This window comes from Streptomyces sp. NPDC017979 (genome assembly GCF_044328175.1).
In the GTDB taxonomy this organism is placed as follows: domain Bacteria; phylum Actinomycetota; class Actinomycetes; order Streptomycetales; family Streptomycetaceae; genus Streptomyces.
The window spans coordinates 190,815-204,197 of sequence record NZ_JBIRGU010000008.1 but is presented as its reverse complement, the minus strand read 5'-3'; the positions used below and the strand labels follow the sequence as shown (position 1 = coordinate 204,197).

The following is a 13,383-nucleotide window of genomic DNA, read 5'->3' as shown; positions in this document are numbered from 1 at the left end:
GCGCCGGGCCGTCGGGCGCTACTTGGCGCCGACCTCGAAGAGCAGGTAGAGGAAGCCGGCGAAGACGTGGCCGGCCACCAGGTAGGCGAAGAGCCGGATCCAGATGCCCTTGGGGAACTTCCCCTCCTCCTTCTTCTCGCGCCGGGCGGCGGCGGAGTCGGGCAGTGCGGCGCCTTCGGGCGCCGTCGGGTTCTCGGTCATGACTGCCTCTGCTTTCCCCGGCCCCAGCGGGCCGGACCAGAAGTGCGGATGTCAGGAAGTGCGGACGGGTGGTGCGGGCGGGCCGCGGGCGTCAGAGGTGCGGCGGGAGGATGTCCGGGCTCTGGAGCAGGGTGTGGACGAACAGCATCTCGGCGCCGTCGCGGGTGGCCGCCGCGATCCGGTGCGGGGTGAGCGAGTCGTAGTGCGCGCTGTCGCCGGGACCGAGTTCGTGCACGGCCTGGCCGAGGCTCAGCCGCACCCGCCCGTCCAGCACGTACAGCCACTCCTCGCCGGGATGGACGCGTACGAGATCGCCCTGTGCGCCGTACGGCACGATCAGCCGCAGCGCCTGCATGGCCCGCCCCGCCCCGCCGACCTGGTGGTACGTCCAGCCGTCGGCCTCCGAAGGCTCGCGGCGGCCGGCGCGGATGACGGGGTCGTGGTCCGGGGCCAGCTCGCCCAGGAGCTCGGCCACTGTCGTACCGTAGATCCTGGCGAGGCTGAGCAGCATCGGCAGCGAGGGCTGCCGGCGGCCGGTCTCCAGCCGGGACAGGTGTGCGGGCGACAGGCCGGCGCGCTGCGCAGCGGCCTCCAGGGTCAGCCCCCGACGGCGGCGCAGGTCGCGCAGCCGGGGCGCCACGTCGGGCAGCTCGACCGGTGCGTCGACGCCCTGCGGCGTCGGGGACGCCGCGGCGGGGACCGCCGGAGTTCGCGGGTCCGGGGGGTGGCCCCCGGGAGGACTCTGCATGTGTCCATTGCGCCAGGAAAGTGCCTCTGAGGCAACTTTCTTGCCTCAGAGGCAAAAACTTCGCTGAAGACGCTGGTCAGCGCGGTGTGTCTGCGCTTCGGTCAGCGGTTGGCGACGGCCTGTTTGACCAGGGTCTTGCCGAAGTCCCACATCAGTCCGCTGCCCGCGTGCGCCTCGTCCATGACCGCGGTGAAGGCGGTGACGAAGCGGTCCACCTCGCGCTCGCCGATCGTCAGCGGCGGAATCAGCTTGATCACTTCCAGGTGGTCGCCGGACACCTGGGTCAGGATCCGGTGCTTCTGGAGCAGCGGCACCACGACCATCTGCGCGAAGAGCCCCTTGCGGGCCGCCTGGAGCACGCTCCAACGGCTGCGCAGCCGCAGCGAGTCCGGGCGGCCGAACTCGATGCCGGTCATCAGACCGCGGCCGCGCACCTCGTGCAGGAACTCGTAGCGGTCCACCAGCGCGCCCAGCCGGGACCTCAGCAGCTCGCCGATCGTCCGGGCGCGGGCCACCAGCCCCTCGTCCTCGATCACCGAGAGCACCGCGAGCCCCGCGGCCATCGCCTGGGCGTTGGACCCGAAGCTGGCGGAGTGGACGAGGACGCGGTCCATCGACGAGTAGACCTTCTTGAAGATCCAGTCCTTGCCGAGGGTCGCCCCGACGGGCACGTACCCGCCGGACAGGGCCTTGGCGACGCAGACGAGGTCCGGCTCCACCGCGGCCCCTCCGGCCTCGTGCTGGTACGCGTAGAAGTCGCCGGTCCTGCCGAGGCCGGTCTGCACCTCGTCCACGATCAGCAGGGCCTTGTGGCGGTGCAGCAGTTCCTGGGCGGCGCGCAGGAAGCCCGGCGGGGCCTCGTGCACGCCCTTGCCCTGGATCGGTTCGACGACGAGGGCGGCCACGTCGCCGCGGGCCAGCTCCCGCTCCACCGCCGCCAGGTCACCGAGCGGGACGGCGGTGTCCGGCAGCAGCGGCGCGAAGCCGTCCCGGAAGCCCTTCTCGCCGTTGACGGAGAGCGAGCCGCAGGTCAGCCCGTGGAAGGCGTGCACGCAGTAGAGCACCCTGGGACGGCCGGTGGCGTACCGGGCGAACTTGAGGGCGGTCTCCACCGACTCCGTGCCGCTGTTGGAGAAGAAGACCCGGTCCAGGTGCGGGCTGTGCGCGAGCAGCTTCTCCGCGAGCAGCCCGGGCAGGGGCTGGCAGTCGAAGCGGGTGAGGTCGGCCAGCGAGGCGTCGAGGACGTCGTGCAGCGCCTTGCGCACGACGGGGTGGTGCCGGCCGAGGCCCATCACGCCGAAGCCGGCGAGCATGTCGAGGTAGTCGTTGCCGTCGGCGTCCCAGAAGTACGCGCCCTCGGCCCGCTCGTAGGTCTTGTCGAAGCCGAGGGTGTGCAGCATCCGCGGCAGTTGGTGATTGAGGTGGCGGGAGTGCAGCGCGTAGCGCTCGGCGCCGCGCTCGGCGAGCAGCGCCGCCAGGTCGAACCCCCCGGCCCCGCCCGGGGGCGCCGTCGGGGCGGCTTCGGGGTGCGCCTCGATGCCTGTCGGCAGGTCCGTCATGTGCCTCAGTGCTCCTTGCCCGTCACAGAACCAACCGCGGAACCAACCGCGGAACCAGCCGGCGAAACGGCCGCGGAACCCTTGAGGGCGTCCGTGCGCTCCCCCGCCAGGGCAGCGCTGATGCGCCCGGCGATCTCCACCGGTGTCAGGCCCACGTCGGCGAGCACTTCCGCGCGCTTGGCGTGGGCGAGGAACTGCTCCGGGACGCCGAACGTCCGCAGCGGTACGTCCACGCCGGCGTCGCGCAGCGCCTGCCCGACCGCCGACCCCACGCCCGCGCTGCGGCTGTTGTCCTCCACGACGGCGACCAGCCGGTGCCGCGCCGTCAGCGGCGGGAGGTGTTCGTCGACGGGCTTCACCCAGCGCGGGTCGACGACGGTGCACGTGACGCCGCGCTCCGCCAGCAGCTCCGCGGCCTGCAGGCAGACGGGCGCCAGCGCGCCCACCGACACCAGCAGCACGTCGGCCCGGTCGGTGCCCGGCTCCCGCAGCACGTCCATCCCGCCGATGCGGCGCAGCGACGGGATCTCGGGCCCCGCGGACTCCTTCGGGAAGCGCAGCACGGTGGGCGCGTCACGCACGTCCAGGGCCTCCCGCAGCTCCTCGCGCAGCCGTTCCGCGTCGCGCGGTGCGGCGATCCGCAGCCCGGGCACGACCTGGAGGATCGACATGTCCCACACGCCGTTGTGGGAGGCGCCGTCGGTGCCGGTGATCCCGGCCCGGTCCAGGACGAACGTCACCCCGCAGCGGTGCAGGGCGACGTCCATCAGCACCTGGTCGAAGGCGCGGTTCAGGAAGGTGGCGTACACCGCGAACACCGGGTGGAGACCGCCGGTGGCGAGCCCGGCCGCGCAGACCGCGCCGTGCTGCTCGGCGATGCCCACGTCCCACACCCGGTCGGGGAAGCGTTCGGCGAACCGGGTCAGCCCCACCGGGTGCAGCATGGCCGCGGTGATCGCCACCACGTCGGGGCGTTCCTCGCCGATCTTCGCCATCTCGTCCCCGAACGCGGCGGTCCAGGTCGGACTGCCGGACGGTACGAGCGGGGCGCAGGTCAGCGGGTCCATGGCGCCCACGGCGTGGAAGCGGTCCGCCTCGTCCTCCAGCGCCGGCCGGTAGCCGCGGCCCTTCTCGGTGAGGCAGTGCACGATGACGGGCCCGCCGAAGCGCTTGGCGCGGGCCAGCGCGGACTCCAGGGCCTCGATGTCGTGGCCGTCGATGGGGCCGACGTACTTCAGGCCCAGGTCCTCGAACATGCCCTGCGGGGCGATGAAGTCCTTGAAGCCCTTCTTCGCGCCGTGCAGCGATCCGTAGAGGGGCTTGCCGACCACCGGGGTCCGCTGGAGTACGCCCTTGCCCCAGGCGAGGAACTGCTCGTAGCCGTCGGTGGTGCGCAGGGTCGCGAGGTGGTTGGCGAGGCCGCCGATGGTCGGCGCGTAGGAGCGCTCGTTGTCGTTGACGACGATGACCAGCGGACGGTCCTTGGCGGCGGCGATGTTGTTCAGCGCCTCCCAGGCCATGCCGCCGGTCAGCGCACCGTCACCGATGACCGCCACCACGTGGTCGTCCTTGCGCAGCACCTCGTTCGCCTTCGCCAACCCGTCCGCCCACCCCAGGACCGTGGAGGCGTGCGAGTTCTCGATCACGTCGTGGTCGGACTCCTCCCGACTGGGGTAGCCGGACAGCCCGCCCTTGCCCCGCAGCTTGGAGAAGTCCTGCCGGCCGGTGAGCAGCTTGTGCACGTAGCTCTGGTGGCCGGTGTCCCAGAGGATCTTGTCCTTCGGGGACTCGAAGACCCGGTGCAGGGCGACGGTCAGCTCGACCACGCCGAGGTTCGGGCCGAGGTGGCCACCGGTCCTGGCCACCGCGTGGATCAGGAAGTCCCTGATCTCCCCTGCGAGCCGGTCGAGTTCCGGTGCGGACAGCGCCTTGAGGTCGCGCGGCCCGCGGATCGTCTCCAGAATCGTCACGTACGGTCCCCCTTCACTGTGCGGTGGTCCGGCTGGGGCGGCGGCGCGGGCGGTGGCCCCGGCTCAGCCGCGCCCGCCCGCGACGGTCTCGCGGGCCGCCCGCAGGGACTCCTTGAGCGAGCCCATGGTGGCGAGGACGGCGGTGGGCTCGTAGCCGCAGTGGGCCATGCAGTTGGCGCACCGGGGGTCCTTGCCCCGGCCGTACTTGTCCCAGTCGGTCTCCTCGATGAGCTGGCGGTACGTGGGCACGTAGCCGTCGCTCATCAGATAGCAGGGCCGCTGCCAACCGAAGAGGGAGTAGTTCGGGATCGCCCACGCCGTGCACGGGAAGTCCGCCTTCCCCTCCAGGAAGTCCAGGAAGAGGGGCGAGTGGTTGAGCCGCCAGCGGCGTCGGTTGCCGCCGGCGAAAGCCTTCTTGAACAGTTCCCGGGTCTGCGTCACGCCGAGGAAGTGCTCCTGGTCGGGGGCCTTTTCGTAGGCGTAGGCAGGCGAGATCATCATCTCGTCCACGCGCAGGTCGTCGTTGAGGTAGTTCAGCACCTCGATGACGGTCTGCGGGGTGTCGGTGTTGAAGAAGGTGGAGTTCGTCGTCACCCGGAAGCCGCGCCGCTTGGCCTCCTTGATGGCCGCGACGGCCTCGTCGAACACGCCTTCCTTGGCCACGGATTCGTCGTGGCGCTCGCGCAGTCCGTCGATGTGGACGGCGAAGGCGAAGTACGGGGACGGGGTGAACTTCTCGATCTTCTTCCGCAGCAGCACGGCGTTGGTGCACAGGAATACGTACTTGCGCCGGGCCACCAACTGCCGCACGATCTCGTCGATCTGCGGGTGCATCAGGGGCTCGCCGCCGGCGATCGACACCATGGGGGCACCGGACTCCAGCACCGCCCCGACCGCCTGCGCCACCGGCATCCGCTGCTTGAGCACCCCGGCCGGGTGCTGGATCTTCCCGCAGCCCTCGCACTTGAGGTTGCAGGCGTAGAGCGGCTCCAACTCGACGATGAGCGGGAACTTCGCCCGCTTGCGGAGCTTCTGTTCGAAGAGATAGGTCCCGACCCGGACGGACTGACGGAGCGGCATGGCCATCTGGCTCACCTCCTGGGGAGCAGCAAAGAACGGTGCCATTCATGAAAAGCGGGAAGTACCGCACGAAGAACGCGGAAAGCCGATATTCCACCGCGCACCGTGCCGATACGGACGAGTTCATGCTCTGGAGCGTCCACGACCACCCGGACGGCCGCAACCGGGCGGGGCCCGGACGTGCGGGCGCTGCGCAGGGTGGCGGCCGACTCCATGTCGACGGCGATCGCCCCGCCGGCCCGCAACTGCGCGCGCTCCGGGCCGCGCACGACGTGGTCGGCGCCGATCAGCGGCCCGGTGTGGACGCGTCGACCGGGGACGGCCCGCGCCACGGCCGCGACCAGCCGCTCCGTGTCCGTGCACACGGTGGCTTGGTCCCCGATGCGGGTCTCGTCGGCGATCACCACGTCCCCGGGGTGCATGCCGGGGGACAGCCCGGCGCAGAACCCGGACGCGACGACCGCGGCGCCGAGCATCGCCCCGTCGCCGAGCGCGGCGCGCACCGCGCGCTCCGCGTTCGCCGGGCCCATCCTGGTGCGCAGCACCGTCACCGGCCCCCGGGCGCCGCTGTGGTCACCGCTGCGCAGGGCCATCTTCTCGATGCCCAGCGCACAGGCGATCAGCAGCGGCGCCGCGGGGTCGGTGGGCCCCGGGGAGGCGGCCATCAGCTCCCCTTGCCGACGCGCACGCGGGCGTCGGGGCGCTCCCGTTCACCGGCGCGCACGCCGCCTACCGGCGGTTCGCCGTGCACGTAACGGCCAAGCGCCGTGAGGGGGAAGACCTGTCGGTAGAGGTGGTAGTTGATGGAGAAGTCCCAGGGGAAGCCGGTGCCGGTGAAGTACGGCTCGTCCCAGCCGCCGTCCTCCCGCTGCGTCTGCGCGAGCCACGTCACGCCGCGGCGTACGGACGTGCTCTCCCGCTCCCCGGCCGCCAGCAGCGCCATCAGGGCCCAGCCGGTCTGGGAGGGGGTGGAAGTGCCCTGGCCGACCCACCCCTTGTCGCGGTAGGAGCGCAGGTCTTCGCCCCAGCCGCCGTCCGGGTTCTGTACGGAGGTCAGCCAGCGCACGGCACGGCGGATCGCCGGGTGGGCCGCCGGGATGCCCGCCGCGACCAGGGCCGGGACCACCGATCCGGTGCCGTACAGGTAGTTCACGCCCCAGCGGCCGAACCAGGCGCCGCACTCCTCCTGCTCGGCGAGGAGCCAGTCGATGCCGCGTCGGGCGCTCGGGTGGTGGGCCCGGCCCTCGTACGCCAGCATCTCGACCACGTGGGCGGTGACGTCGGACGACGGCGGGTCGACCACTTCGCCGAAGTCGCAGAACGGGAGCCGGTTCGGGAACTTGCTGGTGTTGTCGGCGTCGAAGGCGCCCCAGGCGCCCTCCTTCGACTGCATCCCGAGCGTCCACCGGCCCGCCCGCGCCACCGCGCCGTCGACCCGTGCCGGCTCGGGGTGCCGCACGCGGCGCAGCGCGAGGATGACCTCGGCGGTGTCGTCGATGTCGGGGTAGGTCTCGTTGTGGAACTCGAAGGCCCAACCGCCGGGCGCCAGCCGCGGCCTGCGCACGGCCCAGTCGCCGGAGCGGTCGATCTCCTCGCCGAGCATCCACTCCGCGGCCCGCACCAGCGCCGGGTGGTCGGGGGCCACCCCCGCGTCCGCGAGCGCGATCGTGGCCAGGCAGGTGTCCCAGACCGGCGACTGGCACGCCTCGACCATCCGCACGGGGGCGCCGGTCTCCGTCGCGCTCCACACCGCGAAGCGGTCCAGGGACTCCAGACCGGCGCGCATCACGGGGTGGTCCAGGTCGTAGCCGAGCAGGTGCAGGGCGATGATCGAGTACACCGCCGGCGGCTGGATGCCGCCCCAGCAGCCGTCGTTCTCCTGGCGCTCGACGATCCAGCGGGACGCGGTATTGATCGCGGTCTCGCGCAGCGCCCGGGGGGCGACCTTGTGGTACTGGTGCAGGGCCTTGTCCGCCCGTTGGAAGAGCCCCTCCCAGGTGGTGGCGGAAGCGGGGGGCCGCGGCGGGTTCGGGTCGGCGGGGTCGGAGTGCAGTTCGTCCAGCGGGAACGGCGCGGGCCGGACCGGGCGCCGCGCCGAGACGATCGTCAACGGCACGATGGTCTGCCGGGCCCAACAGCCGAAGTCGTAGATGTTCAGCGGGAACCACTTGGGCAGGAAGACCAGCTCGGGCGGGACGACCGGCAGGTCCTCCCACTTCCACCAGCCGAAGAGGGCGAGCCAGATCCGGGTGAAGACCCGGCTCGCGGCGATGCCGCCGGACTCCCTGACCCAGGCCGCGGCGCGCGCCATGTGCGGGTCGTCGGGCCGGTCGCCGGCCAGTCGGAGCGCGACGTACGCCTCGATGGTGGCGGAGACCTCGCCGGGCCCGCCGTAGAAGGTGGCCCAGGTGCCGTCGGCGCGCTGCTGACCGCGGATGAAGCGGGCGGCGGCCTCGGTGGTGGACTGCTCCTGGATGCCGAGGAACTGACGCAACATCAGGTCTTCGGCGTCCATGGTGACGTTGGTCTCCAGGTCGCCCTTCCACCAGCCCTGGGGGTCCTGCCTGCCCAGCAGGTGTTCCACGGACCGCCGGACCGCCCGGCGGGCGAGTGCGGGCGGATCGCTCGCCGAGGTCTCCTCGGCGAGGGTGCTCCCGGCGGCGGCGCCGTTCGCCGGGAGGTCGAGCAGAGGTGTCTCACTGGCCGCATCGGCGCGGGTCCCCGCGGACCCGCCGCTCCCGTCGGTCGTCGCTGTCATGGCTTCCCCTTCCGTGCACGGGTACGTCTGCGCTGTGCTGGGGTATGCCGTCGGCTGGTGAAACGGTTATCCGGTCACCTGCCGGCGACTGCGATGCGTATCGAAGTGGATCTGATCGCGATCATCTCCTTGTACGGATGTCCTGTCTTAGTTGCCCGGGGCCTCTTTGTCGAGGGATCTGCCGGAGAAGGCGGAAATCGTGCGGGATACGGACCGGTCGGGGGATCTTGACCCGGGCGGCCGGCGGCGCCCGCCCGAGGGGTCGGGCGCCGCCGCGCGGTCACCTCTTGCGGACGACGACGAAGTCCGCGAGGGCCGTGAGCTGGGCCCGCACCTGCTCCGGCACGTCGACGGCGTCCAGTGCCTCGACCGCGACGGCGTGCTGTCGGCGGGCCTCCTCCGACGTCCAGTTGCGGCCGCCGGCCTCTTCGATCAGCGCCGCCCGCGCGGCGAACTCCTCCTCGGAGAAGCTCTCGAAGTCATTGCTCTTGACATCGGCCGCGAGCAGTTCGCCCAGGCGCTCCGAGGCCGGTCCGCCGGCCGCCAGCGCCGCGACGACGGGCAGCGACTTCTTGCGCTGGCGCAGGTCGCTCCAGGTCTGCTTGCCGGTGGACTCCGGGTCGCCCCAGATGCCGAGGATGTCGTCGACCGCCTGGAAGGCGAGCCCGAGGTGGTAGCCGTACCGCTCCAGGGCGTCGGCGGTGCGGTCGTCGGCACCGCCCAGCACCGCCCCGATGGAGGCCGCGCACGCCAGCAGCGCACCGGTCTTGTTGCCCTCCATCTCCAGGCACTCCTCGACGGTCACGCGCTCGCGGTGCTCGTAGGAGATGTCCTGCGCCTGGCCGTCGATCAGCTTGCGGGTCGCGGTGGTCAGCCGACGGGTGGCGCGGCCGGCCTCCACCGTGCCCAGTTCCAACAGCACCTCGTTGGCCAGCGCGAACAGCGCGTCGCCCACCAGGATGGCCTGCGCGGGGCCGTGCACCTTCCACACCGTGTCGCGGTGCCGGCGCTGCTCGTCGCCGTCCATCAGGTCGTCGTGCAGCAGCGAGAAGTTGTGCACCAGCTCGACGGCGACGGCGCCCGGGACGCCGACCTCCGGCGCGGCCCCCGCGACCTCGGCGGAGAGCAGCGCGAGCGCCGGCCGCACGGCCTTGCCGCCGTCGCCGTCGGCGGGCCGGCCCTGGGCGTCGATCCAGCCGAAGTGGTAGGACGAGACGATGTTCATGGGGGGTGCCAGGCGGTCCACGGCAGCCCGCAGCACCGGCGTCGACATGGCCCTGCCACGCTCCAGCAACGCCATGATGTCCACGGTGCGGGCGATCTGGTCTGCCGGGTTCGCCGAAGGAACTGTCGGCACGGTCTCTCCCCATTTCCGATTTTCGTCGATGTTTCCGGCCGCGCTTCCGGCCGCCGAGGCCCGGGTGGCTCCCCGGCCCTCTCCGGTCGCGTCCGTTGCTCCGGTCGTGCCGGCGCTGAGGCTCATGCCGCCTCCTTGAGCGGATGTTCGTGGGGGCGGCCGAGGGCGCCGAGCGCGGCGCCCGCCGCGGTGAACCCGCTGCGTACGGCGCCTTCCATGGTGGCGGGCCAGCCGGTGTCGGTCCACGCGCCGGCCAGGTAGAGGCCGGCCGCCCGGGTGTGCGTCCCGGGGCGGAGCCGGCCGACGCCGGGCGCGGGGGCGAAGGTCGCGGTGCGCTCCCGGGTGACGAAGAAGTCCAGCACCTTCGCCCGGCGGGCGGGCGGCAGCAGGCGCTCCAGCTCCGGCAGGTACCGCGCGCGCAGCTCCGCCACGGGCGCGTCGATCTCGGCCTGCGCGGCGGACTGGGACACCGCCAGGTACTGGCCGTCGCCGAACCCGGAGGCTTCGGTGCGGTCGAAGACCCACTGCACCGGGGAGCCCAGCGCGGTGAAGAAGGGGCGGCGCAGCACCGGTCGGTCGTACAGCACGTGGACGTTGAGGATCGGCGCCGTGCCGATCTCCAACAGCCGGTCGGGGGCCTCCAGGGCGCCCTCCGGCAGCAGGGCGTGGGCCTCGCGCTGCGCGGTGGCGAGGACGACCGCGTCCGCGTCCAGCACGTCGGTGTCCGTACGGACCTGCCAGCGGCCGTGGCCGTCCCGGGCGGTCTCCCGGACCCGGGTGGAGGTGAGCACTCGCACGCCGGCGGCTTCGAGCGCCTTGGTGGCGAGGGTGTCGTGGAGTTCGCCGAGCGGCACCCTGGACCAGCCGATGTCGGCGGCGCCCCGGTCGGAGAGCAGCCCGGTCTTGAAGACCATGGCGGCCAGGCCCATGGAGGCGTCGGGTGCGGTGGCGTTCAAGGTGGCCACGCCGACGAGGTCCCACAGCGCCTCGATCGTGCGCTTCGACTGGCCGTGCCGGGCGAGCCAGGTGGCGAAGTCGATGCCGTCGAGCGCCGGATCAGCCGGGTCCAGCCGCCCCAGCGCGAGCGCCGCGCGCCCCACCGAGACCCGCTCGGCCGGTGACAGGTGCGGGTACGTGGCGAGGCTGGCGGCGAGGTGCAGGGGTACGGGCAGGTCGGTGCGGCGCAGCCGGCCGAGACGGGCCCGCCCGGGCCGGCCGACGTCGAGCACCGGCACGTCCATCCGGTCCTGCACGGGCGCGAGGTGCGCACCGCCGATCCGCTCCAGGAACCAGCGGTACGCGGTGCAGCAGCGCAGGTAGACGTGCTGGCCGTTGTCCACGGTCAGTCCGCCGCGCTGGAAGGAGAAGGCCAGGCCGCCCAGCCGCGGCCGGCCCTCCAGCAGCGTGACGCGGGTGCCGGCGTCGGCGAGCTGGAGTGCGGCGGTGACCCCGGCGATGCCGCCGCCGACCACCACCGCGTCGTGCGTGCGGGCGCCCCCGGCCGCAGCGTCGTGCCTGCCGTGCCTGCTTGCCGTCATGCGACCTCACCTCGGACCGTCGGGCTCTGGGACGCCGCCGTGACGTCCTTGGTTGCTCGCAGCCGGTGCGGCTGCCGGTCGGGCATCAGGCCCGCCCCCTGAGGCTCTGGCGGGTGATGTGCCGGGCGTCGATCCCGGAGAGGCCGCGCACGGCGACGTACGCCTTCTCCCGGCCGGGCAGCGAGACCCGGCCGCGCAGCACGGCCTCGGGGTCGCGCTCGATGCGGTCCAGCAGGCGGCGGTAGATGCCCGCCATCGCGGCCACGCAGGCGCCGCTGCGCCGGTCCAGCATCGGCAGCAGCCGGTAGCCCTCAGCGAACAGCGCCCGGGCGCGGCGGACTTCGAAGTGCACCAGCCCGGTGAAGTCCGAGCCGGGCGGCGGCGTCGCCTCGTGGAAGCCGGCCGAGCAGCCGAACTTGGCGAGGTCGTCGGAGGGCAGGTAGGTGCGGCCGTTGGCCGCGTCCTCGCGGACGTCCCGGAGGATGTTGGTGAGTTGCAGCGCGAGACCGAGGGTGTCGGCGTACTCGGCGGCGCGCTCGGTGCCGCGCGCGCCGGGCTGGGTGCCGAACACGCCCAGCGAGAGCCGTCCGATGGCACCCGCCACGCAGCGGCAGTACGCCTTGAGGTCGTCCCAGGTCTCGTACGTCTCGCCGCGGACGTCCATCAGGACGCCGTCGATCAGTTCGTCGAGGCCGTCGAGCGGGACGGGGAAGCGGCTCGCCGCGTCACTCAGCGCGACGGCCACCGGGTCGGTGTCGTCCTCGGCGACGGCGCCGTCACGGACGCGGGTGAGGACGTCACGGGTGGCTTCCAGCCGCTCCCGCTTGGCCTGCGGGTCGAGCGACCCGTCTCCGATGTCGTCCACCCGTCGCGAGAACGCGTACAGCGCTGACATCGCCTGCCGCTTGTCGACCGGCAGCAGCCTGATCCCGTAGGCGAAGTTCCGTGCCTGCTGTCCGGTGACGGCCTCGCAGTAGCTGTACGCGGCCTGCACCGGTGCGGACACGCTGACCGGTTGCTCCATGGACCGGCTCACCCCTCTCTACGGGCTCGGCGCAAGACGGCTCCGACCTGGCGCAGGAGGGTCGTCTTGGTGGGTTTGGGCGGCCCGGGCAGCACGTCGAAGCCGGCGGCCGCGATCGCGTCGAGGGCGGCGAGCCCGCCGCCCACGAAGCCGGCGAGCAACAGCCGCAGCCTGCCGTGGACGCTGCCGACCAGCGCGTGGCCCTCGTCCAGCAGCCGACGGGCGCGCTCGGCCTCAAAAGCGATCAGGGCGCGCACCGACGCGTTCGCGGTCGGGGCCGACAGGTCGGCCGCACTGACGTGGAAGCGCCGCAAGTCCTCGGCGGGCAGGTAGATCCGGTCACGGGCGAGGTCCTCGCGCACGTCCTGGAGGTGCTCGACGATCTGGAGTCCGGTGCACACCGCGTCGGAGCGGCGCAGCCGCTCGGGGCTCGTGGTGCCGGTGACCTGGAGGACCAGGTTCCCCACGGGGTTGGCGGACAGCTCGCAGTAGGCGAGCAGTTCCTCGTACGTCTCGTAGCGGCGCACCCGTTGGTCCTGGCGGTTCGCCGCGATGAGCCCGTGGAAGGGGTCCGCGGTGAGCGAGCGGCGGCGGACGGTGGGCTCCAGGGCGCGCAGCAGCGGGTGGCGCGGCCCGTCCGGGCCGGCTTCGCCCGCGCGGGCGAAGACCCGGCGCACGTCCGCTTCGAGGGCGTCGAGGAGCACGAACCGGTCGTCGGCGTCTTCGGGCGCGACGCCGAGGGCGCGGGCGTCGGCCCCGCCGGGTGCGAGGTCGCCGTCGCCGATGTCGTCGACGAGGCGGGCGTAGCCGTACAGCGCCATCAGGTCGTCGCGCCAGGAGCGCGGGAGGAAGAAGGGTGCCACGGGGAAGTTCTCGTGCGGGGCCTTGTCGAGGGTGGCCTGCTCGTGGCCCGGTGGGGCCGGGAGGAGCGCGGTGCGCTCCGGCCGGGTGCCGGTCATTCGGAACTTCCCGGGGCGGAGACGGCGAAAGCCTCGCGGAGCTGGAGATTTTCGATCATTGCCGGCACGTCTCCCGTTCTACACTGCTGATCCAATCCATCCTATTTCGGACACGCCGCCGGTGTCGGCTCCCGCGCGGGGACCGTCCGCCCGACGGGGCACCGAGGGCGGATCGCCCCACTTGCCGCG

Annotated in this window: 11 protein-coding genes; all 11 read right to left on the bottom strand. The window is 72.7% G+C overall.

Translation table 11 applies throughout. From position 1 onward, the window contains the following. Positions 1-18: 18 nt before the first annotated feature. The gene (locus ACH4E8_RS21795) at positions 19-201 is read right to left on the bottom strand and encodes a DUF6126 family protein (RefSeq protein WP_398450597.1); all 183 of its coding nucleotides are present in this window, start codon (positions 199-201) and stop codon (positions 19-21) included. Between the two features lie 91 nt (positions 202-292). Then, positions 293-949 carry an XRE family transcriptional regulator gene (locus ACH4E8_RS21790; RefSeq protein ID WP_398450595.1) on the bottom strand — a complete coding sequence of 219 codons (657 nt, stop codon included), beginning with the start codon at positions 947-949 and terminating at the stop codon, positions 293-295. 101 nt (positions 950-1,050) lie between these two features. Further along, complete coding sequence (locus ACH4E8_RS21785) at positions 1,051-2,508, bottom strand: aspartate aminotransferase family protein (RefSeq protein ID WP_398450593.1); 1,458 nt, start codon at positions 2,506-2,508, stop codon at positions 1,051-1,053. A 5-nt stretch (positions 2,509-2,513) separates the two neighbouring features. Beyond that, positions 2,514-4,478, bottom strand: a complete 1,965-nt coding sequence (gene dxs, locus ACH4E8_RS21780) for a 1-deoxy-D-xylulose-5-phosphate synthase (protein WP_398450591.1) — start codon at positions 4,476-4,478, stop codon at positions 2,514-2,516. A gap of 63 nt (positions 4,479-4,541) precedes the next feature. Further along, entirely contained in the window at positions 4,542-5,564 is a 1,023-nt protein-coding gene (gene hpnH, locus ACH4E8_RS21775; RefSeq protein WP_398450589.1) for an adenosyl-hopene transferase HpnH, read from the bottom strand. 5 nt (positions 5,565-5,569) lie between these two features. Continuing rightward, on the bottom strand, positions 5,570-6,223 hold the full coding sequence (locus ACH4E8_RS21770; RefSeq protein WP_398450587.1) for a 1-hydroxy-2-methyl-2-butenyl 4-diphosphate reductase: 654 nt from the start codon (positions 6,221-6,223) through the stop codon (positions 5,570-5,572). Next, positions 6,223-8,316, bottom strand: coding sequence for a squalene--hopene cyclase (gene shc, locus ACH4E8_RS21765; protein ID WP_398450585.1), 2,094 nt, complete (start codon positions 8,314-8,316; stop codon positions 6,223-6,225). Before shc ends, ACH4E8_RS21770 begins: the two co-directional genes overlap by 1 nt. Positions 8,317-8,596: 280 nt before the next feature. Continuing rightward, positions 8,597-9,616 carry a polyprenyl synthetase family protein gene (locus tag ACH4E8_RS21760; RefSeq protein WP_398450800.1) on the bottom strand — a complete coding sequence of 340 codons (1,020 nt, stop codon included), beginning with the start codon at positions 9,614-9,616 and terminating at the stop codon, positions 8,597-8,599. A 179-nt stretch (positions 9,617-9,795) separates the two neighbouring features. Then, positions 9,796-11,211: a hydroxysqualene dehydroxylase HpnE gene (gene hpnE, locus ACH4E8_RS21755; protein WP_398450583.1), complete on the bottom strand. Its 1,416-nt coding sequence runs from the start codon at positions 11,209-11,211 to the stop codon at positions 9,796-9,798. A gap of 85 nt (positions 11,212-11,296) precedes the next feature. Then, complete coding sequence (gene hpnD / locus ACH4E8_RS21750) at positions 11,297-12,235, bottom strand: presqualene diphosphate synthase HpnD (protein WP_398450581.1); 939 nt, start codon at positions 12,233-12,235, stop codon at positions 11,297-11,299. An 8-nt stretch (positions 12,236-12,243) separates the two neighbouring features. Beyond that, the gene (hpnC, locus tag ACH4E8_RS21745; protein WP_398450579.1) at positions 12,244-13,194 is read right to left on the bottom strand and encodes a squalene synthase HpnC; all 951 of its coding nucleotides are present in this window, start codon (positions 13,192-13,194) and stop codon (positions 12,244-12,246) included. Between the last annotated feature and the right edge of the window lie 189 nt (positions 13,195-13,383).

Coding starts and splice junctions, on each gene's coding strand:
- ACH4E8_RS21795 (WP_398450597.1), bottom strand. CDS start 201: ATGACCGAGAACCCGACGGCGCCCGAAGGCGCCGCACTGCCCGACTCC.
- ACH4E8_RS21790 (WP_398450595.1), bottom strand. CDS start 949: ATGCAGAGTCCTCCCGGGGGCCACCCCCCGGACCCGCGAACTCCGGCG.
- ACH4E8_RS21770 (WP_398450587.1), bottom strand. CDS start 6,223: ATGGCCGCCTCCCCGGGGCCCACCGACCCCGCGGCGCCGCTGCTGATC.
- hpnH (WP_398450589.1), bottom strand. CDS start 5,564: ATGGCCATGCCGCTCCGTCAGTCCGTCCGGGTCGGGACCTATCTCTTC.
- hpnC (WP_398450579.1), bottom strand. CDS start 13,194: ATGACCGGCACCCGGCCGGAGCGCACCGCGCTCCTCCCGGCCCCACCG.
- shc (WP_398450585.1), bottom strand. CDS start 8,316: ATGACAGCGACGACCGACGGGAGCGGCGGGTCCGCGGGGACCCGCGCC.
- hpnD (WP_398450581.1), bottom strand. CDS start 12,235: ATGGAGCAACCGGTCAGCGTGTCCGCACCGGTGCAGGCCGCGTACAGC.
- hpnE (WP_398450583.1), bottom strand. CDS start 11,211: ATGACGGCAAGCAGGCACGGCAGGCACGACGCTGCGGCCGGGGGCGCC.
- ACH4E8_RS21785 (WP_398450593.1), bottom strand. CDS start 2,508: ATGACGGACCTGCCGACAGGCATCGAGGCGCACCCCGAAGCCGCCCCG.
- ACH4E8_RS21760 (WP_398450800.1), bottom strand. CDS start 9,616: ATGGCGTTGCTGGAGCGTGGCAGGGCCATGTCGACGCCGGTGCTGCGG.